Origin of the sequence: Microlunatus aurantiacus (assembly GCF_039536605.1) — a bacterium.
Taxonomy (GTDB): domain Bacteria; phylum Actinomycetota; class Actinomycetes; order Propionibacteriales; family Propionibacteriaceae; genus Microlunatus; species Microlunatus aurantiacus.
In genome coordinates, this window is the sequence record NZ_BAAAYX010000002.1 from 692,388 (window position 1) to 718,513 (window position 26,126).

The 26,126-nt window shown below is 72.2% G+C and carries 24 protein-coding genes and 1 pseudogene; 19 read left to right on the forward strand and 6 right to left on the reverse strand.

Translation table 11 applies throughout. The features are described from left to right. Positions 1-85: 85 nt before the first annotated feature. The 6 genes from ABD714_RS03380 to mnhG are packed head-to-tail and all read left to right on the forward strand — an operon-like array spanning position 86 to position 6,646. A complete protein-coding gene (locus tag ABD714_RS03380; RefSeq protein ID WP_344810850.1) occupies positions 86-3,070 on the forward strand; it encodes a Na+/H+ antiporter subunit A in 2,985 nt (994 codons plus the stop codon). A gap of 40 nt (positions 3,071-3,110) precedes the next feature. After that, positions 3,111-3,758 (forward strand): Na(+)/H(+) antiporter subunit C, encoded by a 648-nt coding sequence (locus tag ABD714_RS03385; RefSeq protein WP_344810851.1) that lies wholly within the window; start codon positions 3,111-3,113, stop codon positions 3,756-3,758. Further along, the gene (locus ABD714_RS03390) at positions 3,755-5,284 is read left to right on the forward strand and encodes a Na+/H+ antiporter subunit D (RefSeq protein WP_344810852.1); all 1,530 of its coding nucleotides are present in this window, start codon (positions 3,755-3,757) and stop codon (positions 5,282-5,284) included. The genes ABD714_RS03385 and ABD714_RS03390 overlap by 4 nt, the downstream gene beginning before the upstream one ends. Next, the gene (locus tag ABD714_RS03395; protein WP_344810853.1) at positions 5,281-5,910 is read left to right on the forward strand and encodes a Na+/H+ antiporter subunit E; all 630 of its coding nucleotides are present in this window, start codon (positions 5,281-5,283) and stop codon (positions 5,908-5,910) included. Before ABD714_RS03390 ends, ABD714_RS03395 begins: the two co-directional genes overlap by 4 nt. Further along, a complete protein-coding gene (locus tag ABD714_RS03400; RefSeq protein ID WP_344810854.1) occupies positions 5,907-6,239 on the forward strand; it encodes an MrpF/PhaF family protein in 333 nt (110 codons plus the stop codon). Before ABD714_RS03395 ends, ABD714_RS03400 begins: the two co-directional genes overlap by 4 nt. Then, positions 6,236-6,646 carry a monovalent cation/H(+) antiporter subunit G gene (mnhG, locus tag ABD714_RS03405; protein ID WP_344810855.1) on the forward strand — a complete coding sequence of 137 codons (411 nt, stop codon included), beginning with the start codon at positions 6,236-6,238 and terminating at the stop codon, positions 6,644-6,646. The genes ABD714_RS03400 and mnhG overlap by 4 nt, the downstream gene beginning before the upstream one ends. On the opposite strand, the gene ABD714_RS03410 is transcribed toward mnhG, so the two are convergent. Then, a complete protein-coding gene (locus tag ABD714_RS03410) occupies positions 6,638-7,828 on the reverse strand; it encodes a benzoate/H(+) symporter BenE family transporter (protein WP_344810856.1) in 1,191 nt (396 codons plus the stop codon). The two genes, mnhG and ABD714_RS03410, sit on opposite strands and share 9 nt — an antisense overlap. Positions 7,829-7,962: 134 nt before the next feature. On the opposite strand from ABD714_RS03410, the gene ABD714_RS03415 reads away from it, so the two are divergent. The 6 genes from ABD714_RS03415 (at position 7,963) to ABD714_RS03440 (ending at position 13,648) form a co-directional block, all read left to right on the forward strand. Next, on the forward strand, positions 7,963-9,687 hold the full coding sequence (locus ABD714_RS03415) for a hypothetical protein (RefSeq protein WP_344810857.1): 1,725 nt from the start codon (positions 7,963-7,965) through the stop codon (positions 9,685-9,687). After that, the gene (locus tag ABD714_RS03420) at positions 9,684-10,163 is read left to right on the forward strand and encodes a hypothetical protein (RefSeq protein ID WP_344810858.1); all 480 of its coding nucleotides are present in this window, start codon (positions 9,684-9,686) and stop codon (positions 10,161-10,163) included. Before ABD714_RS03415 ends, ABD714_RS03420 begins: the two co-directional genes overlap by 4 nt. Next, complete coding sequence (locus ABD714_RS03425; protein WP_344810859.1) at positions 10,160-10,351, forward strand: hypothetical protein; 192 nt, start codon at positions 10,160-10,162, stop codon at positions 10,349-10,351. Before ABD714_RS03420 ends, ABD714_RS03425 begins: the two co-directional genes overlap by 4 nt. A gap of 61 nt (positions 10,352-10,412) precedes the next feature. Then, positions 10,413-10,976, forward strand: coding sequence for a helix-turn-helix domain-containing protein (locus ABD714_RS03430; protein WP_344810860.1), 564 nt, complete (start codon positions 10,413-10,415; stop codon positions 10,974-10,976). Positions 10,977-11,008: 32 nt separating this feature from the next. Then, complete coding sequence (locus ABD714_RS03435; RefSeq protein WP_344811273.1) at positions 11,009-12,979, forward strand: TIGR03960 family B12-binding radical SAM protein; 1,971 nt, start codon at positions 11,009-11,011, stop codon at positions 12,977-12,979. Between the two features lie 54 nt (positions 12,980-13,033). After that, complete coding sequence (locus ABD714_RS03440) at positions 13,034-13,648, forward strand: pyridoxamine 5'-phosphate oxidase family protein (protein WP_344810861.1); 615 nt, start codon at positions 13,034-13,036, stop codon at positions 13,646-13,648. Between the two features lie 142 nt (positions 13,649-13,790). Here the strand turns inward: ABD714_RS03440 and ABD714_RS03445 are convergent, their stop codons facing one another. Continuing rightward, positions 13,791-15,275, reverse strand: coding sequence for an FAD-binding oxidoreductase (locus tag ABD714_RS03445; protein WP_344810862.1), 1,485 nt, complete (start codon positions 15,273-15,275; stop codon positions 13,791-13,793). A gap of 294 nt (positions 15,276-15,569) precedes the next feature. On the opposite strand from ABD714_RS03445, the gene ABD714_RS03450 reads away from it, so the two are divergent. Beyond that, positions 15,570-16,274 carry a TIGR03936 family radical SAM-associated protein gene (locus ABD714_RS03450; RefSeq protein WP_344810863.1) on the forward strand — a complete coding sequence of 235 codons (705 nt, stop codon included), beginning with the start codon at positions 15,570-15,572 and terminating at the stop codon, positions 16,272-16,274. 278 nt (positions 16,275-16,552) lie between these two features. Here ABD714_RS03450 and ABD714_RS23025 read toward each other — a convergent pair whose 3' ends face one another. Further along, positions 16,553-16,744: a hypothetical protein gene (locus tag ABD714_RS23025; protein WP_425562327.1), complete on the reverse strand. Its 192-nt coding sequence runs from the start codon at positions 16,742-16,744 to the stop codon at positions 16,553-16,555. Between the two features lie 87 nt (positions 16,745-16,831). Continuing rightward, positions 16,832-17,152, reverse strand: coding sequence for a hypothetical protein (locus ABD714_RS23030; RefSeq protein WP_425562328.1), 321 nt, complete (start codon positions 17,150-17,152; stop codon positions 16,832-16,834). A 420-nt stretch (positions 17,153-17,572) separates the two neighbouring features. On the opposite strand from ABD714_RS23030, the pseudogene ABD714_RS03455 reads away from it, so the two are divergent. Together ABD714_RS03455 and ABD714_RS03460 are read left to right on the forward strand one after the other, a co-directional pair. Further along, positions 17,573-19,745, forward strand: a pseudogene (locus ABD714_RS03455) (Rne/Rng family ribonuclease); the annotation flags it as partial. A 143-nt stretch (positions 19,746-19,888) separates the two neighbouring features. After that, on the forward strand, positions 19,889-21,355 hold the full coding sequence (locus ABD714_RS03460; RefSeq protein WP_344810865.1) for an FAD-dependent oxidoreductase: 1,467 nt from the start codon (positions 19,889-19,891) through the stop codon (positions 21,353-21,355). A 66-nt stretch (positions 21,356-21,421) separates the two neighbouring features. Here ABD714_RS03460 and ABD714_RS03465 read toward each other — a convergent pair whose 3' ends face one another. Both ABD714_RS03465 and ABD714_RS03470 read right to left on the reverse strand, forming a co-directional pair. Further along, positions 21,422-21,820, reverse strand: a complete 399-nt coding sequence (locus ABD714_RS03465; protein WP_344810866.1) for a DUF3037 domain-containing protein — start codon at positions 21,818-21,820, stop codon at positions 21,422-21,424. Next, positions 21,817-22,575: a HipA family kinase gene (locus tag ABD714_RS03470; RefSeq protein ID WP_344810867.1), complete on the reverse strand. Its 759-nt coding sequence runs from the start codon at positions 22,573-22,575 to the stop codon at positions 21,817-21,819. Before ABD714_RS03470 ends, ABD714_RS03465 begins: the two co-directional genes overlap by 4 nt. Before the next feature lie 179 nt (positions 22,576-22,754). On the opposite strand from ABD714_RS03470, the gene rplU reads away from it, so the two are divergent. From rplU to proB, 4 genes are all read left to right on the forward strand, one after another. Further along, a complete protein-coding gene (gene rplU / locus ABD714_RS03475) occupies positions 22,755-23,063 on the forward strand; it encodes a 50S ribosomal protein L21 (protein WP_344810868.1) in 309 nt (102 codons plus the stop codon). An 11-nt stretch (positions 23,064-23,074) separates the two neighbouring features. Beyond that, positions 23,075-23,344, forward strand: a complete 270-nt coding sequence (gene rpmA, locus ABD714_RS03480; RefSeq protein WP_344810869.1) for a 50S ribosomal protein L27 — start codon at positions 23,075-23,077, stop codon at positions 23,342-23,344. Between the two features lie 119 nt (positions 23,345-23,463). Beyond that, on the forward strand, positions 23,464-24,921 hold the full coding sequence (gene obgE / locus ABD714_RS03485) for a GTPase ObgE (RefSeq protein ID WP_344810870.1): 1,458 nt from the start codon (positions 23,464-23,466) through the stop codon (positions 24,919-24,921). Beyond that, positions 24,911-26,044, forward strand: coding sequence for a glutamate 5-kinase (gene proB / locus ABD714_RS03490; RefSeq protein WP_344810871.1), 1,134 nt, complete (start codon positions 24,911-24,913; stop codon positions 26,042-26,044). Before obgE ends, proB begins: the two co-directional genes overlap by 11 nt. Positions 26,045-26,126: the final 82 nt, after the last annotated feature.

Consider the following 26,126-nt stretch of genomic DNA (forward strand, 5'->3'; position numbering starts at 1 on the left):
AGCGGGCGATCCGGGTTGTCGACCTCCGATAGGGTCGTACCTCCACCACCGAGCCCCCCGCCCGCCCCGACGACGAGAGGCCGACGTGACCTTTCTCATCGCCGTGCACTTCGCGGTCGCGTGCTGTGCGCCACTGCTGGTGCGAGTGCTGCGCGCGCGGGCGTTCTTCGTGCTCGCGGCGGTGCCCGCGGCGGCCTTCGGCTGGCTGGTGGCGCAGGCGCCGGTCATCGTGCCGGGCGGGTACCTGACCGAGCGGGTCCCCTGGATCCCGACCCTCGGGGTCGATCTGGCCTACCACATCGGCACCCTGCAGTGGGTGCTCGCGCTGCTGGTCACCGGGGTCGGCGCCCTGGTGCTGTTCTACTGCCGCTGGTACTTCAGCGGCGCCGACGTGCCGGCCCGGACCGGCGGTCTGCTGGTCGCCTTCGCGGGGGCGATGCTCGGCCTGGTCACCGCCGACGACCTGATCCTGCTGTACGTGTTCTGGGAGCTGACCACGGTCTTCTCCTACCTGCTGGTCGGCCACAACCCGACCCGCGGGGCTAACCGGCGCGCGGCCCTGACGGCCCTGATGGTGACGACGTTCGGCGGCCTGGCCATGCTGGTCGGGATCGTCATGATCGGCGTCACCGCCGGCACCTTCTCGCTGTCCGCGGTGCTGGCCCAGCCCGACCGGCTCGGCACCGGCACGGTGGCCGTCGTCGCGGTCCTGCTGCTCCTCGTCGGTGCGCTCACCAAGTCCGCGCAGGTCCCGTTCCACTTCTGGCTGCCCGGGGCGATGGCCGCGCCCACCCCGGTCAGCGCCTACCTGCACGCCGCGGCCATGGTCAAGGCCGGCGTCTACCTGGTGGCGCTGCTCGCCCCGGTCTTCGCCGACCTGCCGGGCTGGCGCCCGCTGGTCCTCACCCTCGGAGCGGTCACGATGATCCTCGGCGCCTGGCGGGCGCTGCGGCAGTACGACATCAAGCTCCTGCTCGCGTACGGGACCGTCAGCCAGCTCGGCTTCCTGATGGCCATGTGCGGTCTCGGCACCCGCTCCGCGATGGTGGCCGGGGTGGCCATGGTGATCTCGCACGCATTGTTCAAGGCGGCGCTCTTCCTGGTGGTCGGGGTGGTCGACCGCTCCACCGGGACCCGGGACATCCGCAAGCTGTCCGGCGTCGCGCGCGAGCTGCCGCTGGTGGCCGGGGCCGCGGCTGTGGCCGCGGCCTCGATGGCCGCCGTGCCGCCGCTGATCGGCTTCACGGCGAAGGAGGCGGCCTTCGAGTCGCTGGTCTACCTGCTGCCCGACGGTGACCAGACCGGTATCGCGCCGCTGCCCGCCGTCTTGCTGATGACCGCCCTGGTCGCCGGTTCCGCCCTCACCGTCGCGTACACGCTGCGGTTCCTGTGGGGGGCGTTCGGCACCAAGCCGGGGGTGCTGCCGACAGCGGTCGACCGCGAGCCGTTCGGGTTCGGCCTCGCGCCGCTGGTCCTGGCCGCGGCCTCTCTGGTCGGCGGCTTCGTCGGGCCGTCACTGACCGAGCTGCTGGACCCCCTGGCCGAGACCGCCGAGGTGGGGGAGCCCAGCCACGGCATCGCCCTGTGGCACGGGTTCACGGCCCCGCTGGCCCTGTCCGCACTCGCTCTCGGGGTCGGCGTGCTGCTGTTCGTCCGGCGTCGCTGGATCGGCCGGGTGCAGGCCACCTTCCCGCAGACGCAGGAGGCCGAGGAGGTCTACCAGGCGCTGATGCGGGGCATCGACCGGTCCGCGGTCGAGGTGACCGCCCGGACGCAACGCGGCTCGCTGCCCATCTACCTGGGCACGATCATGCTGGTGCTGGTGGTGCTGCCCGGCTCGGTCCTGCTGACCCTGCCGGCCTGGCCGAGCTCGCTGCGGCCCTGGGACACGCCCGGCCAGGTGCTGGTCGGCGCCACCATGATCGTCGCCGCGGTGCTGGCGGCCAGCTCCCGCGGGCGGCTGAAGGCGGTCATCCTGGTCGGCGTCACCGGCTACGGCACCGCCCTGATGTTCCTGCTGCACGGCGCCCCGGACCTCGCCCTCACCCAGGTCCTGGTGGAGACGGTGACCCTGGTGGTGTTCGTCCTGGTGCTGCGCAAGCTCCCCAAGTACTTCACCGACCGGCCCCTGCACTCGTCCCGGTGGTGGCGGCTGGTGATCGCGCTGCTGGTCGGCTTCACGGTGGTCTCCACCGTGTACCTGGCCGCGGGTGCCCGGGTGGCCACCCCAGTGTCGGAGGCCTTCTACGAGGCCGCGTACACGTTCGGCTACGGCAAGAACATCGTCAACGTCACCCTCGTCGACATCCGCTCCTGGGACACCCTGGGCGAGATCTCCGTGCTGGTGGTGGCGGCCACCGGCGTGGCCAGCCTGATCTTCATCCGGCGCCGCTACACCGAGCTGGAGCCGCCCCGCGGTGCCGGCCGGCCGCGCCGACGCAGCTTCCGGCGTCCCGAGTCCGCCCCGGCCAACAGCACCCAGGGCCGGATGACCTGGCTGCGCGGCACGGAGCAGCTGTCGCCGATCAAGCGCTCGATCATCTTCGAGGTGGTCACCCGGCTGCTGTTCCCGGTGATGATCCTGACCTCGCTCTTCTTCCTGTTCAGTGGTCACAACAACCCCGGCGGTGGCTTCGCCGGTGGGCTGATCGCCGGCCTGGCCCTGACCATCCGCTATCTGGCCGGCGGGCGGCACGAGCTCGACGAGGCCGCCCCAGTCGACGCCGGTCGGGTGCTGGGCGCCGGCCTGCTGACCGCCGGGCTGAGCTCGCTGGCTCCGGTGCTGGTGGGCGGCCGGATCGGTCAGAGCTTCGACGTGGTGATCAACGCCCCGTACCTCAGCTACCTGCCCACCCCCGGGGGCACCGTGACGTTGCTGGGGGAGATCCACTTCGTCACCTCGGTGGTCTTCGACATCGGCGTCTACCTCGTGGTGATCGGCGTGATGCTCGACCTGGCCCGCAGTCTCGGGTCGGGGATCGACCAGCACGAGGAGGAGGACCGCACCCCGTCCCCGCAGATCAGCGGGCCCCGGGCCCGCGCGGCCGCGCTCCGGGCGGGGATCCGATGAGCCGCCGGTTCGCCGTTCGCGCACGCCAGGGGTGGCGGCGATGAGCTCCAGCCTGACCCTGATGATCGTCTCCGGGGTGCTGATCACCGCCGGGGTCTACCTGATGATGGAGCGGTCGCTGACCCGGATCCTGGTCGGCGTGCTGCTGGCCGGCAACGGCGTCAACCTGCTGTTCCTGATCGCCTCCGGGCAGCCCGGCGGCGCGCCGTTCATCGACACCGAGCGGGGCCGGGACATCTCCGACCCGCTGCCGCAGGCGATGGTGCTGACAGCGATCGTGATCACCCTCGGGCTGACCGCTTTCCTGCTGACCATGGCCTACCGCAGCTTCCAGCTGAACGGCCACGACGAGGTCGCCGACGACGTGGAGGACCGCCAGATCGTCCGGCTGGCCGAGGCCGACCTGGCGTCGGCGTCGTTCGACGAGGACGACCGGTCGCTGCCGTCGGAGGACGACTCGGAGCCGGACCCGGCGGTGGAGGGCTCCGAGGACTCCAGCGACGACTCGGGCGGGCCCCCCGGCGGCACCGGTGCCGACCCCGCCCGGCGGGCCCACGGGGCCGCCGGCGACGGACAACCCGGCGACGGACAACCCGGCGGGGGCGCCGACGGCGACGAGCGCCGGGACTCGGCGGAGGAAGCCACCGACGACATCATCGGACAAGGCGTCGGAGGGACCGGCTCGTGAACAACCTGCTGCCGCTCCCCGTCCTGCTGCCCCTGCTGGGCGCCGGACTGGCCCTCATCCTCGGACGCCACCCCCGGGCCCAGCGGGCCGTGTCCAGCTCGGTGCTGCTGATCGTCGTCGTGGTCGCGGCCAGCCTGGTCGTGCTGACCGACCGCCACGGACCGATCGTCCTGTGGGTGGGAGCGTGGCCGGAGCCCCTCGGGGTCGCCCTGGTCGCCGACCGGCTGTCGTCGCTGATGCTGCTGGTGTCCTCCATCGTCACGTTCACCGTGCTGGTCTTCTCCATGGGGCAGGACGTCGAGGAGCGCAAGCGGGAGACACCGGTCTCCATCTACCACCCGACGTTCCTGGTGCTGGCGGCCGGCGTCTCCAACGCGTTCCTGGCCGGCGACCTGTTCAACCTGTTCGTCGGCTTCGAGATCCTGCTGTTCGCCTCCTACGTGCTGCTGACCCTCGGGGGCACGGGGGAGCGGATCCGGGCCGGCACCACCTACGTCCTGGTCAGCGTGCTGTCCTCGCTGCTCTTCCTGATCGCGATCGCCGCCGTCTACGCCGCCTGTGGGACCGTCAACCTGGCTCAGCTCTCCCAGCGGCTGCCAGCCCTGCCCCCGGACGTCCAGCTGGTCCTCCAGCTGCTGCTGCTCAGCGTCTTCTCGATCAAGGCAGCGGTGTTCCCGTTGTCGGCCTGGTTGCCCGACTCCTACCCGACCGCACCCGCGCCGGTCACCGCGGTGTTCGCGGGTCTGCTCACCAAGGTCGGTGTGTACGCGATCATCCGCACCCAGACCCTGCTGTTCCCCAGCTCGCCGCTGTCGGACCTGCTGATGTGGGCGGCGCTGGCCACCATGATCATCGGCATCCTCGGCGCGATCGCCCAGGCCGAGATCAAGCGGATGCTGTCCTTCACCCTGGTCAGCCACATCGGCTACATGATCTTCGGGGTGGCGCTGGCCAGCGAGGCCGGCTTCGCGGGCGCGATCTTCTACACCGCCCACCACATCACCATCCAGACCACGCTGTTCCTGGTCACCGGGCTGATCGAGCGCCGGGGCGGCAGCACCTCGTTGAACGACCTGGGCGGGCTCGCCGCCCTCTCGCCGATCCTGGGTGTGCTGTTCTTCATCCCGGCCATGAACCTGGCCGGCATCCCACCCCTGTCCGGTTTCGTGGGCAAGATCGGGTTGCTCGAGGCCGGGGTCCAGCACGGCGGGGCACTGGCGTACGTGCTCGTCGCGGGTGGCGTGGTGACCAGTCTGCTCACCCTGTACGCGATGGCCAAGGTCTGGAACCGCGCCTTCTGGCGCGGCGTCCCCGACAGCACGCCGAGCGGCAACCCGCTGGTGGTGCGTCGTCGCTCGGTGGTGCTGCCGCGCGGGATGGTGGTCACCACCGGCTTCCTGGTGCTGATCGGCGTGGGCATCACGTTCGTGGCCGGACCCCTGTACGGCTACGCCGACCGGGCCGCGGCCGACATGCTCAGCGGGCTGCCGTACGTGCAGGCCGTGCTGCCGGCGGGAGTGCGATGAGTACCGACGGAACCGACCGCGAGCAGGCGGCCGCCGAGGTGGTCGGTGAGCCGGGGCAGCGCCGTCCGGCATCGGTGCGACGCCGCCCGCAGCTGCGGATGTCGTTGCTCACCGCGGTGCTCTGGGTGCTGCTGTGGGGCGACCTGTCGCTGGCCAACCTGGTCTCCGGCTTCCTGCTCGGCCTGCTGATCACCTGGGTGTTCCCGCTGCCGCCGATCGACTTCCACGGACGGTTCCGGCTCTGGCCGCACGCGAAGATGATCGCCATCCTGCTGCTCGACCTGGTCCGGTCCAGCTTCGTGGTCGCCGCCCAGGCCTTCCACTTCGGCCACACCATGCGCAACGCAGTGGTCCGGGTGGATCTGCGGACGCACTCCGACCTCTATCTGACGCTCACCTCCGAGCTGGTCTCGCTGGTGCCGGGCAGCCTGGTGATGGAGGCGCGGCGGCAGGAGAGCGTCGTGTACCTGCACGTCATGGACGTCCGCTCCGCCGCCGACATCGCCGCCGCCCGCCGCAAGGTGCTGGAGGCCGAGGAGCGCGTGGTGCGGTCCTTCGGCTCCGACGACGAGGTGGCGGCCCTGCGCTCCGAGAGGCCGCTCCGAACCGAGAGGGACCAGTCATGACCGTGGCGAACGTGATCATCGCCGTCGGCGTGGTCTTCCTGGCCGCGGCGATGGTGATGACGCTGATCCGGATGTCCCGCGGTCCTTCCACCCTGGACCGGGTGGTGGCCGCCGACGTGGTGGTCGCGGTGGTCATCGCCGCGCTGGCCATGGAGGCCGCGATGAACCACCACACGACCACGATCCCGATCATGCTGGTGCTGTCGCTGCTCGGATTCGCCGGGTCGCTGAGCATGGCCCGATTCGTGGCCGACCGGGACAAGGCGAAGAAGTGGGACGTCCCGACCTCCCCGCCGACCCACTCCGAGCGCGGAGGTGCGGGCACGTGAACCCGGTCCTGGACATCCTCGGGGCGGTCTTCCTGCTGCTGGGGGCGATGCTCTGCTTCGCCGCCTCGGTCGGGCTCGTCCGGTTCCCCGACGTCCTCACCCGGATGCACGCGGCGACCAAGCCGCAGACCCTGGGGCTGCTGTTCGTGGTGACCGGGGTGGCCCTGTCGCTGCAGAACTTCCAGGCGCTGGGCATCCTCGTGCTGGTGGCGATCCTGCAGCTGCTCACCGCACCGGTCGCCGCGCACATGGTGAGCCGGACGGCGTACCGGACCGGTCAGGTGCGCGAGGATCTGCTGATCGAGGACGACCTGGCTGACGACCTGGCCGCCGCTGGGTTCCAGCTGGTGGCCGGCGACGAGGACGAGGCGTCCGACGAGGACGAGGACAGCACCCCGTCAGCGTGACGTCGTCACCGTCGTCGGTGACGCCTCGCCACTCCCGCGTCGGGACAGCACCGCCCGGACGGCCAGACCGGCCAGCAGCGCCCAGAACGCGGCGCCGACGCCGCCGATCACCGTGCCGGAGGCGGCCACCACGAAGGTGACGGTCACCGCCTCCCGTCCCTCGGCGGCGGTCAGGGCGCCGACCAGGGCGGCCGCCAGCGTGCCGAGCAGGGCCAGGCCGGCGACCGTGCCGATCACGTCCGGCGGGGCCAGGCTGACGAAAGCCGTCAGCGGCGCCGAGACGATCCCCAGCACCAGGTAGGTCCAGCCGGCGGCGTGGGCGGCCACCCAGCGCCGGGCCGGGTCGGCGTGCACGTCGGGGTTGGCCGTCATCGAGGCGGTGATGGCGGCGAGGTTGACCGCGTGACCGCCGAACACCGCCCCGGCCAGGGTGCCGACCCCGGTCACCGCCATCGACTCCCGCCACGGGACGCGGTAGCCGTACGAGGAGAGGACGGCGGCCCCCGGCACGTTCTGGCTGGCCATGGTCACCAGGTAGAGCGGGAGCGCGAGGCTGAGCACCGCCGGCGAGGTCAGCGTCGGCACCGTCCAGGTCAGGGTCGGTGCCACCAGCGCCGCGCCCAGGTCACTACCGGCCCCGACGCCGATCACGACCAGGGTGAGGGCGAAGGCGATCGGCACGGCCCAGCGCGGCGCGAACCGGGTGGCCAGCAGCCAACCGACCAGGATCGGGGCGACCGCCCACGGCTCGGCCGCCAGCCCGTGCACCGGGGCGAGGCACAGGGACAGCACCACCCCGGCGAGCATCGCCTGGGCCAGCGCGGTCGGGATCGCGGCCACCAGGCGGCCCAGAGCGGGCCACAGCCCGGTGACCAGGATCAGCACACCCACCAGCAGGAACGCACCGACGGCGGCGGCCCAGCCACCGGCCACCGCGCCGGTGGTGGCCAGCATCGCCGCGCCCGGGGTCGACCAGGCGAGGATCAGCGGAGTCCGGTGCCGCAGGGTCAGCCACACGATGCCCAGTCCCTGGGCCAGGCTGAGCACCAGCAGCCCGGAGGCGGCCTGGGTCGGCGTCGCCCCCACCGCCCGCAGCCCGGCCAGCACCACGGCGAACGAGCTGGTGAAGCCGACCAGGGCGGCGACGACACCGGCGATCACCGGCCGTGATACCTGTTCCATAGACAGAACCCTAACGCCGCTCGGTGCGACGTGGATCGGTGCGGCATGCCCGATCGGGCAGGAATCGACGATCGAGGGACACTCTCGGTCCGCGGCGCTTCGTCGCCGCCGGGCACTCGCCTATCGTCAGATCCGTGGGTACCAGGTCCTACCGGGTCCCCGGGGCGGCGCCGACCACCGCACGGGCCACGACCCGGCCGAGCGCCGGCCTGCCGGCTGCCGCGGTCAACCGCTTCGCGGCCGGGAACCAGGCGGCCCTGACCTCCCTTCGGGAGGAGTCGAGCCCCGGGCAGGTCATCGTCCAGCGCGAGTCGCGGGCCGACGCGCTGACCTGGTTGCGCCGCCTGCTGGCCGCGCGGGGTGCCGCGCTCTCGACCAGGTTGCCCGCCGCTGCGTCTCGGTTGAGCGGCTGGTCGACCGATCGGCAGACAGCGCTGCTTCGACAGGTCAGAGGGTCGGTCGACGGTTTCGAGGTCGCTGTCGGGGCGGCCGGGTTGCTCGCGGATCCGCAGGCGCGGCAGATCATCGGCATCCTGGAGAGCGCTCAGAGCAACGACGCGCTCGGCAACCGGCTGGTCGACGTGTTCCAGACGTCTGCTCAGCCGGTGCTGGGGCTCGTCATCGCCTCGAGGATCCCGGAGCCCCGGCTGCGGGCTGTGCTGCAGACCCACGCCCAAGGCGCTGTGGCCCTGAGGGCGTTGCGCACCCGTAACCCGATCGGGGGAGTTCCCGTCTCGTTGTGGCTCACGTACGGCTACCTGACCGCCCTGGCCGGCGAGCTGGCCTCGCCCGGCGCGGCTGGAGTCACCGCGTCGACGCCGGCCAGGGAGACCGGGGTCGAGGCGATCCTCACGCCACCGGCGGTCGCCGCCGCCCGAGCGGCCGCGGCCGCGGCCGGGCTACCTCCACCGGCCTTCATCCCGGCGCGCTACTACGAGGACCTGATCCGCGGTCTGCATCAGCAGATGCTGGCCGAGTTCGCCTACTACGAGGTCTGGAGTCGACGCAACCCGATGGACACGCGCCCCGGCGGGCACGTGGAGGGCATCGCCACCGAGGCCAAGGCCCGGGTGGACGCGCAGTTCGGCGACTACGGATCCAGGCCGGCGCCGTCGCTCAGCTTCGCCGCCGGCAACCTGTCCGATCGCACCACCATCGCCGGCGATCCGGTCGACATGACGCGGTACTTCGTCAACGAGGGCGCGGAGGCACCGGTCTCGAACGTCCAGGCCGCGCACAACTCCTTCGAGGACGCCGTAGCGTCGCAGGCGATCGAGAACCGGCTGATCGACCACTACTCGGGCCGCTCAGCCCCCGCGCTGGCCAACGAGCGCGCGGCGCTGGCCGCGGTGGGCATGTCCACCGCCGAACGACAGCGCCGGCTGCGGCTGATCGACCGCATGTGGGGTGGGGTCGCCCAGGGCGGCAACGTCTCCATCCGGGCCCGTGAGGGCGGCACGGCACGCGAGACGCGTGGCATCTACTGGGGTCTGTTCAAGACGATGCTCCATGAGTACCTGCACACCACGGCACACCCGACCTACACGGCGTGGTACGAGGGGCTCACCGACTCCCACCACGTCACCACGTACCAGGAGGGGTTCACCGACCTGTTCACGTTGAAGGCCTGGAACTCCGTGTTCCCCAACGAGATCGCCGCCAACCGAGGCTTCCGGCAGCGGATCCAAGGCACCGCTGACGCCGACGTCGACATGTCCTCGGTCGGCGGACCGCCGGGCCACTACCCGGAGCTCGTCGAGGCGGAACAGATCGAGGCGCTGATCGGGCTGCCGAACATGCGAGCCGCGTACTTCCGGGGCAACACCGCCGTGCTCGGCGGATCGCGGTTGCCGCGATGAGCTCCGACGCCTTCCTGGCGGCGATGGCCGGCCGCTTCGACCGGTGGTGGTGGTCCGGCGGGCTGTCCCCGACCGCCCTCGGCGACGCCCTCGGTGCCCGGCTGGCACCCGCACCGATCCGGGTCGGCGGGCGGGAGAGGCTGCAGACCGTCATCACGGTCGTCGGACAGCCCTACCCCGTGCGGCTGCGCTGGACCACTGACGGTGAGCTCGACCTGGTGGCCCTGTCCGAGCCGGCGGTCGACCCGTCCTGGGAGGCCGTCCTCAACGCCCTGGGAGAGCCCGACATCGTCCATGCGCACGGCCGCGGCCCGGTCCCGGGCGGCGACCAGAGGTGCCATCTCGACCGTGGTCTCACCGTCTTCGACAGCGGCGACCTCGGCTACCAGGCCGTCTGGCTCTATCCACCCCTCTCCGCCGAGGAGTACCCCGAGCACACCGGCGCCTTCGAACCGATCAGGAGGGAACGACGATGACCCCGCACACCGCACGACATGCTCACGACGAGCGCGAGGGCGACGTCCGTCCGCACGTGCAGCGGCGCACGGACGACGAGCCCCAGCACCCGCTGCTCGATCTGCAGCAGCAGGCCGGGAACGCCGCCGTCGCCCGGTTGATGGCGGTTCAGCGGCACACCCTGGACCCCGAGGAAGAGCACGGCTGAGCCGGTCCCGCTCGCTGCCGGCGGGCCCGCCGACCCGACCGCGGAGACCTACAGTGAGCCCATGGAGGATCTGGCGCGGCTGGTGGGGCAGCGCCTGCGTGTCGCCCGGCGGGAGCGCGGCCTCTCGGTCGGCGCCCTGGCGGATCTGGCGGGGATCGGCAAAGGCTCGTTGTCCGAGGTCGAGAACGGGCAGCGGAATCCGACCCTGTCCACCCTGTACGCGCTGGCCGGGGCGCTGGAGCTCCCGTTGTCGTCGCTGCTGGCGGACCGCCCGGGCGCCCGGGTCACCTCGCCGGGAGTGGAGGCCCTGCTGCTCGACGTCCGGGAGTCGGGGGAGGCGACCGTGGAGGTCTACCGGCTGGTCCTGGACGCCGGCGCCCACCACCGGTCCGTGCCCCACGGGCCGGGAGTCGTCGAGCACCTCCTTCTCACCCGTGGTCGGGCTCGGGTCGGGCGGGCCGGCGAGGAGGTCGAGATCGGGGTGGGGGAGACCGCTGAGTGGGTGAGCGACGTCGCTCACGGCTACGCGGCGCTGTCCGATGAACCGGTGGAGTCGGTGCTCGTGATCCGCTCGCCCTCCCGTGCCGTCAGCAGCGGTGGTGGCCCGAGCGACCAGGAGATCTGACCACCCGGAGGTCTTACCCTGATGCGGTGACCATCACCGCACCCCCGTCCTCAGGCGCGACGTCTCCGGGCCCGACGTCCCCGAGCTCGCGATCGCTGTTCGAGCGGCTGGAGCCGCTGCTGGCCAGCGTCAGCAAGCCGATCCAGTACGTCGGCGGCGAGCTCAACAGCGTCAGCAAGGACTGGGACGCCGTCGAGGTCCGGTGGTGCCTGATGTACCCGGACGCGTACGAGGTCGGCCTGCCCAACCAGGGCGTGGCCATCCTGTACGAGGTGCTCAACGAGCGCGACTGGATCCTGGCCGAACGCACGTACGCGGTCTGGGCGGACCTGGAGAAGCTGATGCGGGAGCAGGGCATCCCGCAGTTCACCCTGGACAACCACCGCCCGGTCGCCGACTTCGACGTGCTGGGGGTCAGCTTCGCCACCGAGCTCGGCTACACCAACCTGCTGAACGCGCTGGACCTGGCCGGGATGGCGCTGCACGCGGTGGATCGCGGCGAGGACGAGCCGATCGTGCTCGCCGGCGGACACGCCGCCTTCAACCCCGAACCGGTCGCCGACTTCGTCGACGCCGCCGTGCTCGGTGACGGCGAGGAGATCGCGCTGGCCATCTCCGCGGTGATCCGGGAGTGGAAGAGCGAGGGGCGACCCGGCGGCCGGGACGGCCTGCTGTTGCGCCTGGCCGAGACCGGCGGGGTGTACGTGCCGAAGTTCTACGACGTCACCTACGGCCCCGACGGGGCACTCGCGGCGGTCACGCCGAACCGGCCGGGTGTGCCGGCGCGGGTGGTCAAGCACACGGTGATGGACCTGGACGCGTGGCCGTACCCGAAGAAGCCGCTGGTGCCCCTGGCCGAGACGGTGCACGAGCGCTACTCGGTGGAGATCTTCCGGGGCTGCACCCGGGGGTGCCGCTTCTGCCAGGCCGGCATGATCACCCGACCGGTGCGCGAGCGCAGCATCGACACCATCGGGGCGATGGTGCAGGGCGGCATCGACGCCACCGGTCTGGAGGAGGTGGGGCTGCTCAGCCTGTCCAGTGCCGACCACTCCGAGATCGCGCCGATCACCAAGCAGCTGGCGGACCGCTACGAGGGCACGAACGTCTCGCTGTCCCTGCCCAGCACCCGGGTGGACGCGTTCAACATCGACCTGGCCAACGAGCTGTCCCGCAACGGTCGTCGCTCCGGTCTGACCTTCGCGCCCGAGGGTGGCTCGGAGCGGCTGCGCAAGGTGATCAACAAGATGGTCAGCGAGGAGGACCTGATCCGTACGGTGGCCGCGGCGTTCGCCAACGGCTGGCGACAGGTCAAGCTCTACTTCATGTGCGGTCTGCCGACCGAGACCGACGAGGACGTGCTCGGCATCGCCGACCTGGCCCGCAAGGTGATCGCCACCGGCCGGGAGGCCAGCGGCAAGCGCGACATCCGTTGCACGGTGAGCATCGGGGGCTTCGTGCCCAAGCCGCACACCCCGTTCCAGTGGGCCGCGCAGTGCGACGCCGACACCATCGACCGGCGGCTGAAGCTGCTCCGGGACACGGTGCGGGCCGACGGGCAGTTCGGCAAGGCGATCGGTTTCCGCTACCACGACGGCAAACCCGGCATGGTCGAGGGCATGCTGTCCCGCGGCGACCGTCGGGTCGGCAAGGTGATCGAGGCGGTCTGGCGCGACGGCGGCCGGTTCGACGGCTGGAGCGAGCACTTCAGCTACGAGCGGTGGATGCGCTCCGCCGAGTCCGCCCTCGCCGGCACCGGGGTCGACGTGGACTGGTACACGGTGCGCGAACGCGGTTTCGACGAGGTGCTGCCCTGGGACCACCTCGACTCCGGGCTGGACAAGGACTGGCTCTGGCAGGACTGGGAGGACGCCCTGGACGAGACCGAGGTCGAGGACTGCCGGTGGACGCCGTGCTTCGACTGCGGGGTCTGCCCCGACCTCGGCACCGAGATCCAGATCGGTCCGACCGGTCGCCAGCTGCTGCCGATCTCACCGGTCTGACCCGGGACGGGGAATGGGCTTGGTGCACGGGGCGGAGTGAGCGAGGCTGGTTCCGTGGACGAGATCACCAGCGAAGACGAGCTCACCGCCCTGGTCGGCGAACCGACCCAGCGGGCCCGGGACAAGGTGCGGCCGGGGCTGCACGACCTGGACCGGCAGTGGCTGGCCGCCTCCCCCTTCTGTCTGATCGGCACCAGTGACGCCGACGGGCGGTGCGACGTGTCCCCCAAGGGGGACCCGGCGGGGCAGCTGGCCTACGTGCTCGACGAGCACACCGTCGCCATCGCCGAGCGACCCGGCAACCGGCGCGTCGACGGCTACCTCAACGTGCTGGCGAACCCGCACGTCGGGCTGATCTTCCTGATCCCCGGTCGGAGCGACACCCTCCGCATCAACGGTCGGGCCCGGCTGGTCCGCGACGCCGACTTCTTCGACTCCATGATCGTCAAGGGTCACCGGCCGATCCTGGCCCTGGTGGTCGAGGTGGAGGAGGTGTTCCACCACTGCGCCAAGGCCTTCCTGCGCTCGGCGCTGTGGCAGCCCGACACCTGGACCGACCCGCTCCCGCCCCGGGCCGTGATCGCCAAGACCCTCGACGCCAAGGAAGCCAGCCTGGCCGAGCTGACCGCCTACTACGGACCGTCCTACGCCGAGAAGCTGTACGGCTGAGCCCCCCTTCGCTCATCCCGCACCCTCTCGCCTGCTGACGCTCCCTTTCGCGCGCTCACGCCACCGCTGCGGTGGGGGCGTGACGTAGCGAACGGGGGCGTCAGCGGCTCAGCAGGCGGTCGTGCTCAGAACGCGGCAGTTGTCAGCAGCTCGGGCGGCCGTCCTCGTACAAGCGGGGGATCGGGTGGTTGGCCGCGAACAGGCCGTCCGGGTCGACCACCGACCGGAGGGCGGCCAACCGGCGCCAGGTGACCGCGTCGTACGCGTCGCGGGGGTCGACCGCGTCCTCGGTGAAGTTCAGGACGCGTCCCCCGCCCGTCCACGGACCCAGGCCCGCCTGCAGCCCGGCCACGTCGGCCCGGACCCGCTGGGCCATCTCCGTACCGAACACCATGCCGGTGCCGAAGGCCAGGAACGTCCCGTCGAGCTGGGACACCGCGCCGCCGCCGACGGCCGGTCGGGCCAGCGCCCCGCCCAGCTGACGCAGCTCGGCCACCATCAGCGAGGTCGCGGACCGGTCCGCCGTCGCGGCCAGGAACGCGTCGATGCCGGCGTCGGGCAGGCCGGCGAGCAGGGCGGAGCCGCCGATCGCGGCTGCACTGCCCTCGGGGTCCATGTGCAGCCGGGTCAGGGTGGCCGCCGGCACCCGCAGGAACGTGTCCATCTCCGGTCGCAGCGCCCGGAGGTCACCCAGGATGCGGTCCGCGGCGTCGTCGGCGGCCAGTACGGACCCGTCGATCACCACCACCGACCGCCCGCTCAGGAAGGGAGGCAGCTCCGGCAACGGCGGCAGGTGCAGGATGCGGAACGAGGTGGTCACCTCGTCCGGCGCCGCCGCCGCCCACGGCGCCCAGCACCGCAGGACCTCCTCGACCCGACCGATGTCGAAGATCATCATGCCCGCGTACGCCGTCGCGATGTCGAACAAGGAGAACTCCAGGGCGGTGACGACGCCGAAGCTCCCGCCGCCTCCGCGCAGGGCCCAGAGCAGCTCGGGGTCGTGCCCGGCGTCGGTGCGCACGATGGTGCCGTCGCCGATCACGATCTCCGCCGCGGTGACGTGGTTGGCGGCGAGGCCGAGCGAGCGTGCGTACCAGCTGAGTCCGCCGCCGAGGCTGTAGCCGGTGATGCCGACATCGGGGGAGGACCCGTGCAGCGCGGCCAGCCCGTGCGTCGCCGCCGCGGCGACGGCCGGGTCCCACAGCGCGCCGCCGCCCACCCGGGCGACCCGCCGGACCGGGTCGATGCTGACGTCGTCCAGACCCGACAGCCTGGCCAGCACCACGTCGTCGAGACCCCGCTGGGCCAGCGGACCGGCGTTGTGTCCGGTGGACTGCGGCGCCACCCGGAGACCCTGCTCGGCGGCCAGCCGGACCAGCCGGGACACGTCATGGGCGGACCGCGGGTGGGCGACGGCGGCCGGGCGCTGGTCGACGGCCCGGTTCCAGGCCAGTCGAGACGTGTCGTAGCCCGGGTCACCGGGCAGCTCGACGTCGAAGCCGGCACCGGTCAGTCGGCGCGCTCGCAGGTCGCTCGTCGTCCGGTCGGGCGCGGTGGTCGGGTCGGGCGTGGCCGTGGTGAGCGGTCCGGGTGCAGTGAGTCGGGGTGCAGTGAGATCGATGGTCACGATCGGGATCCCTTCGGATGAGGACGAACAGGTCTGGAGCCGCACCCGCCTCGGGGTTGCCCGACGCCATCGGCGTGCTGGGGCGTCAGGTGCTGATCACCGAGGGAAGAGAGCGCGCCCGGGTCGCCGCCGATACCGGCCGACCGTGTCATCTGGGAGACACCCCCGGCCGGCCGCACCCGCTGACCTGGGTCGGTGGGGCGTGACCCCGGGTCGGTCGAGCGTGTGACCCGGACCGTGGGGTCGTCGCTCTCGCCGCACGTCGCGCCGGCCGCCCGTTGTACTGTCAGCCGCGTGTCGCCCAGGACCCAGCCCGAGCAGCACCCGCCACCCGTGCAGTGGCTGCGGCTCCGCTACGCCCGGCGGGGTCGAGCCCGGTTCACCAGCCACCGCGACTTCAGCCGGGCGTTCGAGCGCGCGCTGCGGCGGGCCGCGGTGCCGATGGCCTACTCCTCGGGCTTCTCGCCGCACCCACGCATCTCGTACGCCAACGCCGCGCCCACCGGCGCCGCCAGCGAGGCCGAGTTCCTGGAGATCGGGCTGACCGCCACGCGCGACCCCGAGCAGGTGCGGGCGGAGCTGGACCGGGCGCTGCCCGCCGGTCTCGACATCGTCGCCGCCCAGGTGTCGCCGGGGGACACCATGGCCGACCGGCTGACCGGGTCCCGGTGGCAGATCGACGTCACCGGAGTCGAGGCCGCGGTCCTGGACCGGGCGGTCGCGGCCTTCCTGGCCCGCGAGGCCGTCGAGGTGTCGCGGATGACCAAGTCCGGTCTGCGGACCTTCGACGCCCGGGCCGCCGTACGCGACCTGCGGGTGGACGAGGGTCGGTTGATCGCCACCATCGCCCACCAGGTGCCGCTGGTCCGTCCCGACGACCTGCTGGTGGCGCTGAGCGAGGTGGAGCCGACGTGGCGTCCGCCCCATCCACCCCTGCTGACCCGGCTCGTCCAGGGGCAGCTGGACGACACCACCGGGGACATCGCCGCGCCGCTGTGACCGGCCAGGTCGGTCCGCGTCCGGTGGTGTGGGACAATAGGCCTCGGCTGGAGTGCGCCCGCACTCCACTCGATGACTTCCTGCTCCACGAGGTGACAGCTCGCGGAGGCTGCGGGTGCCATCTCCACCGCGACGAACGGCCGCACCACGGCCACGTCCGACCGCGGGAGATCGGCGCCCGGCCATCGATGCCGCAGGCTTTCCGCGACGCGGTCCCGCACCGCCGTCGCGACTGACACGAGGTGCATCTGCGCACCCGAAGGAGTCCGGATGCTCGATCACGAGCCCGACACGAACGACAACCCGACCGCGCCATCGGCGACCGAGCAGGCCCCGGACACCGGTGCGCCGGCCCCCCGGCGCCGACGCCGCGCCGCCACCCGCCAGGCCGGACCCCCGGTGGTGAGTCCCGACCAGGAACCGACGGCCGCCCCGGCCCCGGCCATGACCGCTGAGACCGTCCCGGCCATGACCGCTGAGACCGCCCCCGTCGCCGAGTCTGCCGGCGGTACCGGCCCCGCACCCACCGACGGCTCCATGGCCGACCACGTCGCTGATCAGCCGGCGGCCGACCAGGCCGGGGCGGAGACCGCTCCGCCCGCCAAGAAGACGGCACGCAAGCGCGCCACCAAGGCGACCGGCGACGGCACCCCGAGAACCCCCCGCAAGCGCGCGACCAAGAAGGCGGCGGCCGAGCCGTCCGCCGAGCCGCAGCCGCCGACCCCGGACCCGGTCCCGACGTCGGTGACCGACTCCGAGACCCCGGCTGCCGTGACGGCGCTGGACGAGATCCGTACGGCGCTGACTGCCGAGCTCCCGCCCGCCGAGCTGAGCGTCCCGCCGGCCACCGACCAGGCCGAGCAGTCCGTCGACGGCACCGACGCACCACAGGCGTCGTCCGACGCCGACCGGACGGTCGACGAGGCTCCCGCCGACGCGATGCTCGACGATCTCGCGACCGAGGGTGACACCGACCTCGCGCCGGTGCCGTCCCTGGACGCACCGATCGCTGACGGCCTGATCGCTGAGGGGTCGAACGCCGACGATCCGGTGGCGTCGAGCGGAACCGACGCCCTCGAGGCCCCGGTGACCGATGCGCCGGCGGACGACGACGAGGAGTCCGACGAGGTCGACTCCGACGACGAGGAGTCCGACAGCGACGACGAGACCGGTGCCGATGACACCGACGAGACCGGGTCACCGCGCCGCCGCCGCCGTCGCCGTGGCGGTCGCCGTCGCCGTCGTGGCGGGTCCGACGCCGACCGCTCCGACGCCGACAGCGACCAGGGCGACAGCGACCGGTCCGACGACGACCGGTCCGACGACGACCGGTCCGACGCCGGCCGGTCCGACGCCGGCCGGTCCGACGCCGGCAGGGCCTCCTCCCCGACCTCTGAGGTGGACCGCTCCGACGGCTCCGAGAGCGTCGCGGCAGGCGACAGCACCGAGGCAGACGCCGCTACGAGCGGTGACGAGACCGGTGCCGATGACGACCAGTCCAGGCCGTCTCGGGGCACGCGCTCCGGCCGCAGCGGGGACGGACGACGGTCCCGGGGTGCGAAGCCGGAGGCCGAAGCCACCGAGGACGACGCCGACAGTGACGAGCCCGGCGAGGACGGTCAGCGCCGCCGCCGCCGTCGGCGTCGCCGTCGTGGGGAGGAGACGGCCCCGTCCGCCGACGACCCGGCCGAGGTCGTCGTCCGGGTCCGCGAGCCCCGCTCCCGACAGAAGGCGGCCGAGGAGGTCACCGGCATCCAGGGGTCGACCCGGATGGAGGCCAAGCGTCAGCGCCGCCGGGAGGGTCGGGAAGCGGGCCGTCGCCGGGCTCCGATCCTGTCCGAGGCCGAGTTCCTGGCCCGCCGCGAGTCGGTGGTCCGCAAGATGGTCATCCGCCAGCGCGACGACCTCACCCAGATCGCGGTGCTGGAGAACGACATCCTGGTCGAGCACTACGTCGACCGGGAGTCGGCGGCGTCGCTGATCGGCAACGTCTACCTCGGGCGGGTGCAGAACGTGCTCCCCTCGATGGAGGCCGCCTTCATCGACATCGGCCGGGGCCGCAACGCGGTGCTGTACGCCGGCGAGGTCGACTGGGACGCGTTCGGCGCGAACGGTCAGCACCGCAAGGTCGAGAACGTCCTGAAGTCCGGCCAGAGCGTGCTGGTCCAGGTGACCAAGGACCCGGTCGGCGCCAAGGGTGCCCGACTGACCAGCCACGTGACGCTGCCCGGCCGCTACATCGTGTACGCCCCGGGCGGGCACCTCTCCGGCATCTCCCGCAAGCTGCCCGACACCGAGCGCAAGCGGCTCAAGTCGGTGCTCAGTGACCTCGTCCCCGACTCGGCCAGCGTCATCGTCCGCACCGCCGCCGAGGGCGCCAGCGAGGACGAGCTGGTCCGCGACGTGAACCGCCTCAAGGCGCAGTGGGACGACATCGAGCGCAAGGTCAAGGCCGGCAGCGCCCCGAAGCTCCTCTACGGCGAGCCCGACCTGACCGTACGGATCGTCCGCGACCTGTTCACCGAGGACTTCGCCGAGCTGACCATCCAGGGCAACGGCTCCGGTGCTGACGCGTACGAGGCCGTCGACGCCTACGTCGGTCACGTCGCCCCGCACCTGCACGAGCGGATGCAGCGCTGGGACGTGGAGACACAGGGGGACCTGTTCGCCACCTACCGGCTGGACGAGCAGATCGCCAAGGCGCTGGAGCGCAAGGTCTTCCTGCCGTCGGGCGGCTCGCTGATCATCGACCGCACCGAGGCCATGACGGTCATCGACGTCAACACCGGCAAGTTCACCGGCAGCGGCGGCAACCTCGAGGCCACCGTCACCAGCAACAACCTGGAGGCGGCCGAGGAGATCGTGCGTCAGCTGCGGCTGCGCGACATCGGCGGCATCATCGTGATCGACTTCATCGACATGGTGCTGCCCGCCAACCGGGAGCTGCTGCTCCGGCGCCTGGTGGAGTGCCTGGGCCGTGACCGGACCCGGCACCAGGTGGCCGAGGTGACCAGCCTGGGTCTGGTCCAGATGACCCGGAAGAAGATCGGCACCGGACTGCTGGAGGCCTTCACCACCGAGTGCGAGGTGTGCCACGGCCGTGGCTACGAGATCTCCGACGTCCCGGTGGAGACCCAGAAGCAGCCGGACGGCGGGTCCCGTGACCACCGCGGTGGCGGCAACAGCGGTGGCGGCAACAACAGCGGCGGTGGCGGCAACAACAGCGGCGGTGGCGGCAACAGCGGCGGTGGCCGCGGTCGCGGCCGTGGCAACGGTGGCGGCAACGACCGGTCCAGTGGTAACGGTGGCGGCAACGCCCACAAGCCGGTGTCCATCCCGCCCGCCCTGCGACCCGACAACGGCCACGACGAGGATCAGCCCACGGCGGAGCCGTCGTCAGCTGACACGTCGGACCAGACCGCCGGGCCGTCGTCGGACCACGTGGCCGTGGCGCCGGCGTTCACCGACTGAGCGCACCTCTCAGATCGGATGCGTCCGTCCCCGATGTCGGAGACGAACGCATCCGTTGACGGGCCGGTGGCCGCTGCGCGCAGCGGTCGAGCCGTCCCGGCTAGGTTGAGCCCGTGCCGGACGACGGAGCAGGCCCCCCTCCAGTGACCCGAGCCGCGTCCGACGACCCGCCGCCGCTGGTGGTGGCGGTCGTCGGAGCGGGCCCGTCGGGCATCTACGCCGCCGAGGCGCTGACCCAGCAGAGCGAGACCCCGGTCGACGTGACTGTGCTCGACCGGCTGCCGGTGCCGTTCGGCCTCGTGCGCTACGGGGTCGCCCCCGACCACCCGTCGATCCGGTCGGTCCGCAACACGTTGGAGCGGACGCTGGAGAAGACGGGGGTCCGCTTCTACGGCGACGTGGCCATCGGGGTCGACCTGACCGCCGACGAGCTGCGGGACAGCGTCGACGCCGTCATCTACGCCTTCGGGGCCGGCAGCGACAAGCGGCTGGGGATCGACGGTGAGGACCTGGAGGGCAGCATCGCCGCGGCCGAGTTCGTCGCCTGGTACTGCGGTCACCCGGACGTCCATCCCGACAGCACCGACCGGCCCACCGCGGAGTCGAGCACCGGGGCCGACGGGACCAGCCGGTTGGAGCAGGAGCACGTCACCCACCTGGTGTCCACCACCACCGACGCGGTCGTCGTCGGGGTCGGCAACGTCGCCCTCGACGTCGCGCGGATCCTGGCCAAGCACGCCGAGGAGCTGGCCGAGACCGACATGGCCGACGAGGTGCTGGACTCCCTCGACCACAAGCAGGTCACCGACGTGCACGTGCTGGGTCGACGCGGACCTGCGTACACCGCGTTCACCACCAAGGAGCTGCGCGAGCTGGGCCAGATCGCCGATCTGGACCTGCTGGTGGACCCGCTCGATCTGGAGCTCGACACCTCCGGCCTGGCGGTGGTCGGTCGGGACAAGGTCGCCGCCCGGAACCTGGTGGTGCTGCGGGAGTGGGCCGAGCGTCCCCGCGGTCGGGCGTCGCGTCGCCTGCACCTGCACTTCTGGACCCGGCCCGTACGGATCCTCGGCGACGACCGGGTCTCGGGGGTGGAGGTGGAGCGGACCGCCCTCGATGCCGACGGCGCCGTGGTCGGCCGGGGTGAGCCCTGGGTGATTCCGGCCCAGCTGGTGGTCCGCTCGGTGGGCTACCGGGGCACGCCGCTGCCGGGGGTGCCCTTCGACGACGGCACCGGGCGGGTCCCGCACGCCGAGGGTCGGGTGATCCGCGACGGGGGTTTCTCCGCCGACGAGTACGTCACGGGCTGGGTGAAGCGCGGTCCCACCGGCGTGATCGGCACCAACAAGTCCGACGCGGTCGAGACAGTGACCTCGCTGCTGCACGACGTGGACGACGGGGCGCTGGTGCCCGGCGGCCGGGTCGGCCGGCTCACCGCGCTGCTGGCCGAGCGGGGGATCCACCCGCTGGAGATGGACGGCTGGCACCGGATCGACGCCGCCGAGGTGGAGCTGGGCCGCTCCCACGGCCGGGTGCGGACCACCCTGGCCCACCGCAGCGAGCTGCTCGCGGCGGCCGAGGCGGACGATCAGGCTGCCGTCCAGCGCTGATCGCCGCCGATTGCGGAGCGAAACCCACGTCAGATGTGGATCCCGGTGCAAAAGCGGATGCGGGGCTCAGGCGGAGCGGGGCGGGCCGACCAGACGGGACATCAGGTCGACCAGGGTGCGTTCCGGGTTGTGGGTCACGCCGGCGTGCACCGGCGAGGGTTGGACGACCGTCGACCTCGGAGCGGTCAGCATCCCGAACCGGGTGGCCAGGCCGGTGTTCTCCCGAGCGGACCCGACCGGCTCGTGGCAGGCGCGGGCGACGGCCTCGGCCGCCAGCCGGACGCCGTCGGCGTCCACGTCGGCGGCCAGCGCCCGCAGCCGTACGTCGTCGACCGCCACCGCGGCCCGCAGGAACTCCATCCCCTGGCAGTAGAGGATCACCCCGACGTTGACGAACTCGCCGCGGTCGATCCGGGGCACTGCCCGGAGCACGGCGTACTGGAACGCCTCACGCGGGCGGCTCACGGCAGCCACCGGTCCGCCGCCGCGAGGCGGGCCAGCAGGAACTCGGCGTACCGTTCCCGCGCGGAGGCCGCGTCGGGCGGGGCCTGGGGGTCGGGGCGGGTCGCGTCCGGCACCAGCCAGGCGTCCGGCACCTCGGCCAGCACCGACGCCACCAGCTCGGGGGTGACGCGGGCGGCCAGTCTCTCGTGCACGTCCCGGGGCCGGCCCAGTCCGCCGAGCACGTGGTCGCCGTAGTCGTACGCGGACTCGGCGAAGCGTCGCGGGTCGCCCCAGGAGTGGTGGAAGCGCAGACAGGCACCGTGGTCGATCGCCCACAGGCTGCGGTGCCAGATCAGCAGGTTGGTGTTCCTCCGGCTCCGGTCGACGTTGGCCACGAAGGCGTCCAGCCAGACCACCGCCGAGGCGTCGGCCACCGGGACCTCGAAGCTGCGGTCGTAGCCGATCGAGCCGGGCAGGAAGTCCATCGCCAGGTTCAGCCCGGCGCTGGCGGTGACCAGGTCCTGCACCTCCTGGTCGGGCTCCCGACGGCCGATCTCGGGGTCCACGTCGATCAGGGCCAGGTCCGGGACCCGCACCCCGAGCTCCTGGCCGAGCCGGCCGACGACGATCTCGGCGACGAGCGCCCGGGGGCCCTGACCGGCGCCGGTGAACTTGACCACGTAGGTGCCGAGGTCGTCGGCCTCCACCAGCCCCGGCAGCGAGCCGCCTTCGCGGAGCGGGGTGAGGTAGGCCGTGGCCGTCAGGTGGGGCAGCACGAGAGTGAGCGTAGTGTCGACCCCCGCGGTGGACGCGGACGGCGCTCGTTTGACCCGTCTTGCCCGCCCAGGTAGATTTGCTCCTCGGTGTGCGCTCAGGCGCACCCCTCAGGTGTGTCCAGGTGAGTGTCCTCTGGGTCGCCGATGCAACCAGTCGTAAACGAAAGAGTGGGTCAGGCGTGTACGCGATCGTGCGCAGTGGCGGCCGTCAGCACAAGGTCTCCGTCGGTGACGTCCTCGACGTCGACCGTCGGTCCGAGAAGCCGGGGGACAGCGTCGAGCTGACCCCGCTGCTGGTGGTCGACGGCGATGCCGTCACCTCCGACGCAGCCGGCCTCGCCGGTGCGAAGGTGACCGTGGAGGTCCTGGCCGAGACGAAGGGTCCGAAGATCCGGATCCTCAAGTTCAAGAACAAGACCGGCTACCGGCGGCGTCAGGGTCATCGCCAGCGGTACACCCAGGTCAAGGTCACCGGGATCGAGAGCTAGGAAGCACTGACATGGCACACAAGAAGGGCGCGTCCTCGACCCGCAACGGTCGGGACTCCAACTCCCAGCGCTTGGGCGTCAAGCGGTTCGGCGGCCAGCAGGTGAACGCCGGCGAGATCATCGTCCGCCAGCGCGGCACCCACTTCCACCCGGGCGACGGTGTCGGTCGCGGTGGCGACGACACCCTCTTCGCCCTGGTCGAGGGCAAGGTCGACTTCGGCACCCGTCGCGGTCGCCGGGTCGTCAACATCCTGCCGGCCGAGGCTGCCGCCTCGGTCTAGGTCCGAGCCTCCGGTCCGACCGGAACGCACCGACCGATCCACCAGCTCGTCGACGGAGGGTGGCCCAGATCTGGGCCACCCTCCGTCACGTTTCCGCACCAGAGAGAAGAGGCGCACCCGTGGCGATCCCCACCTTCGTCGACCGGGTCACGCTGCACGTGCACGGCGGGAACGGCGGTCACGGCTGCGCCTCGGTGCACCGGGAGAAGTTCAAGCCGCTCGGCGGCCCCGACGGCGGCAACGGAGGTCACGGCGGGTCGGTCATCCTCAGGGTCGACACGAGCGTGACCACGCTGGTCGACTTCCACCGCCAGTCGCTCCGGCGGGCCGACAACGGGGTGCCCGGCAAGGGTGACCACGCCAACGGCGCCAACGGCGAGGACATCGTGCTGGCCGTGCCCGACGGCACCGTCGTCCACGACGCCGACACCGGCGAGACCCTGGCCGACCTCACCGGGCACGACACCGAGGTCGTGGTCGCCGCCGGCGGACGGGGCGGCCTCGGCAACGCGGCCCTGGCCTCGTCCTCGCGCAAGGCGCCCGGCTTCGCCCTGCTGGGCGAGGAGGGCGACACCCGTACGGTCACCCTCGAGCTCAAGGTCGTCGCCGACGTCGGCCTGGTGGGCTTCCCCAGTGCCGGCAAGTCGTCCCTGGTGGCGGCCATCTCGCGGGCCCGGCCGAAGATCGCCGACTACCCGTTCACCACCTTGGTGCCCAACCTCGGCGTCGTGGTGGCCGGGGAGACGACCTACACCGTGGCCGACGTGCCCGGCCTCATCGAGGGCGCCTCGCAGGGCCGTGGCCTGGGCCACGACTTCCTGCGGCACATCGAACGCTGCGCGGCCATCGTGCACGTCCTGGACTGCGCCACCTTCGAGCCCGGTCGGGACCCGATCAGCGACCTCGACGTGATCGAGGCCGAGCTGGCCGCGCACGGTGGCCTGGAGGACCGGCCCCGGCTGGTGGCTCTCAACAAGATCGACGTACCGGACGGCGGTGGACTCGCCGAGATCGCGCGGCCGGAGCTGGAGGCCCGGGGGTTGCGGGTGTTCGAGATCTCCACCAAGTCCGGCGCGGGTCTGCAGGGGCTGATGTTCGCCATGGCCGAGATCGTCGCCGAGCGCCGGGCGACCCTGCCGCCGCCCCCGCCTGCCCGGATCGTGCTGCGGCCGACCCCGGTCAGCGGAGCCGACGAGTTCACCATCCGCCGCGAGAACGACCTGTGGCGGGTCCAGGGCGCCAAGCCCGAGCGCTGGGTCCGGCAGACCGACTTCGGCAACCCCGAGGCCGTGGGCTACCTGGCCGACCGGCTGAACCGGATCGGCATCGAGGACAAGCTCCTGCAGCTCGGGGCCCAGGCCGGGGACGGGGTGGCCATCGGCGGCGAGGACGCGGTCGTCTTCGACTTCCGACCGCAGATCGACATCGGGGCCGAGATCCTCAGCCGGCGGGGGGAGGACCAGCGCTTCAGCGAGGAGCGCCCGGCCGCCGTCCGGCGGCGGGAGAAGGACCAGGCGTACCACTCCGACGACACCGACGGGGTCGGGTTCGACGACGACTGGTCCGATGACGACTGAGCGCACCCGGTCGGAGATCGCCGATGCGCACCGCATCGTGGTCAAGATCGGGTCCTCGTCGCTGACCACCCCGACCGAGGGCCTCGACCCGGGGCGGATCCAGGGTCTGGTCGACACCCTGGCTGCGGCGCGGGCGGCGGGCCGCGAGGTCGTGCTGGTGTCCTCGGGAGCGATCGCCGCCGGGTTGTCACCGTTGCGGCTGAAGACCCGCCCGCGGGACCTGGCCACCCAGCAGGCGGCCGCCTCGGTGGGCCAGGGCCTGTTGATGGGCTACTACACGCACCTGTTCGCGGCGCACGGCCTGGAGGTCGGCCAGGTGCTGCTGACCGTCGACGACGTGACCCGGCGGGGCCACTACCGCAACGCCTACCGCACCTTCGGCCGACTGCTGGAGCTCGGTGTGGTGCCGATCGTCAACGAGAACGACACCGTGGCGACCCACGAGATCCGGTTCGGTGACAACGACCGGCTGGCGGCCCTGGTCGCGCACCTGGTGCACGCGGATGCGCTGATCCTGCTCAGCGACGTCGACGCGCTCTACACCGGGCACCCGAAGCTGCCGGGATCCGAGCGCATCGCCGACGTGTACGCGGTCGAGGACCTCGACGGGATCGACATCTCCACCCGCGGCACGGCGGTCGGCACCGGGGGCATGATCACGAAGGTCGACGCGGCCAAGATCGCCACCTCGGCAGGGATCCCGACCGTGCTGACCTCGGCCGCCCAGGTGGCCGGTGCCGTCAGCGGGGCGCCCGTCGGCACCGTCTTCCACCCCACCGGCAAGCGTCGACCGACCCGTCAGCTGTGGCTGCGACACGCCTCCGACGCCCGTGGTGAGCTGGTGCTCGACGACGGGGCGGTCCGCGCCGTGGTGTCCCGCAACGCCTCTCTGCTGCCCGCCGGGGTGACCGAGGTCCGGGGCCGGTTCACCGCCGGCGAGGCCGTCGACCTGGTCGATCTCCGCGGCACCGTGGTGGCTCGTGGGCTGGTCAACTTCGACGCCGACGAGCTGCCCCCGCTGCTGGGCAAGACCACCGGACAGATCGCGGCCGAGCGGGGCAGCGGCTACGACCGTACGGTCGTGCACAAGGACGCGCTCGTCGTGATGCTGCCGGACGCCTGAGCCGCGACCGGCCCGGGGCGGACCGCCGCCCACGTCTCGGTTGTGTTTCCGACTGCGCCGACGTTGCGTTCTCAGCGGTGTC

Coding starts and splice junctions, on each gene's coding strand:
- ABD714_RS03395 (WP_344810853.1), top strand. CDS start 5,281: ATGAGTACCGACGGAACCGACCGCGAGCAGGCGGCCGCCGAGGTGGTC.
- ABD714_RS03385 (WP_344810851.1), top strand. CDS start 3,111: ATGAGCTCCAGCCTGACCCTGATGATCGTCTCCGGGGTGCTGATCACC.
- rpmA (WP_344810869.1), top strand. CDS start 23,075: ATGGCACACAAGAAGGGCGCGTCCTCGACCCGCAACGGTCGGGACTCC.
- ABD714_RS03425 (WP_344810859.1), top strand. CDS start 10,160: ATGACCCCGCACACCGCACGACATGCTCACGACGAGCGCGAGGGCGAC.
- ABD714_RS03410 (WP_344810856.1), bottom strand. CDS start 7,828: ATGGAACAGGTATCACGGCCGGTGATCGCCGGTGTCGTCGCCGCCCTG.
- proB (WP_344810871.1), top strand. CDS start 24,911: ATGACGACTGAGCGCACCCGGTCGGAGATCGCCGATGCGCACCGCATC.
- ABD714_RS03400 (WP_344810854.1), top strand. CDS start 5,907: ATGACCGTGGCGAACGTGATCATCGCCGTCGGCGTGGTCTTCCTGGCC.
- ABD714_RS03420 (WP_344810858.1), top strand. CDS start 9,684: ATGAGCTCCGACGCCTTCCTGGCGGCGATGGCCGGCCGCTTCGACCGG.
- ABD714_RS03430 (WP_344810860.1), top strand. CDS start 10,413: ATGGAGGATCTGGCGCGGCTGGTGGGGCAGCGCCTGCGTGTCGCCCGG.
- ABD714_RS23025 (WP_425562327.1), bottom strand. CDS start 16,744: ATGGCCGGGACGGTCTCAGCGGTCATGGCCGGGGCCGGGGCGGCCGTC.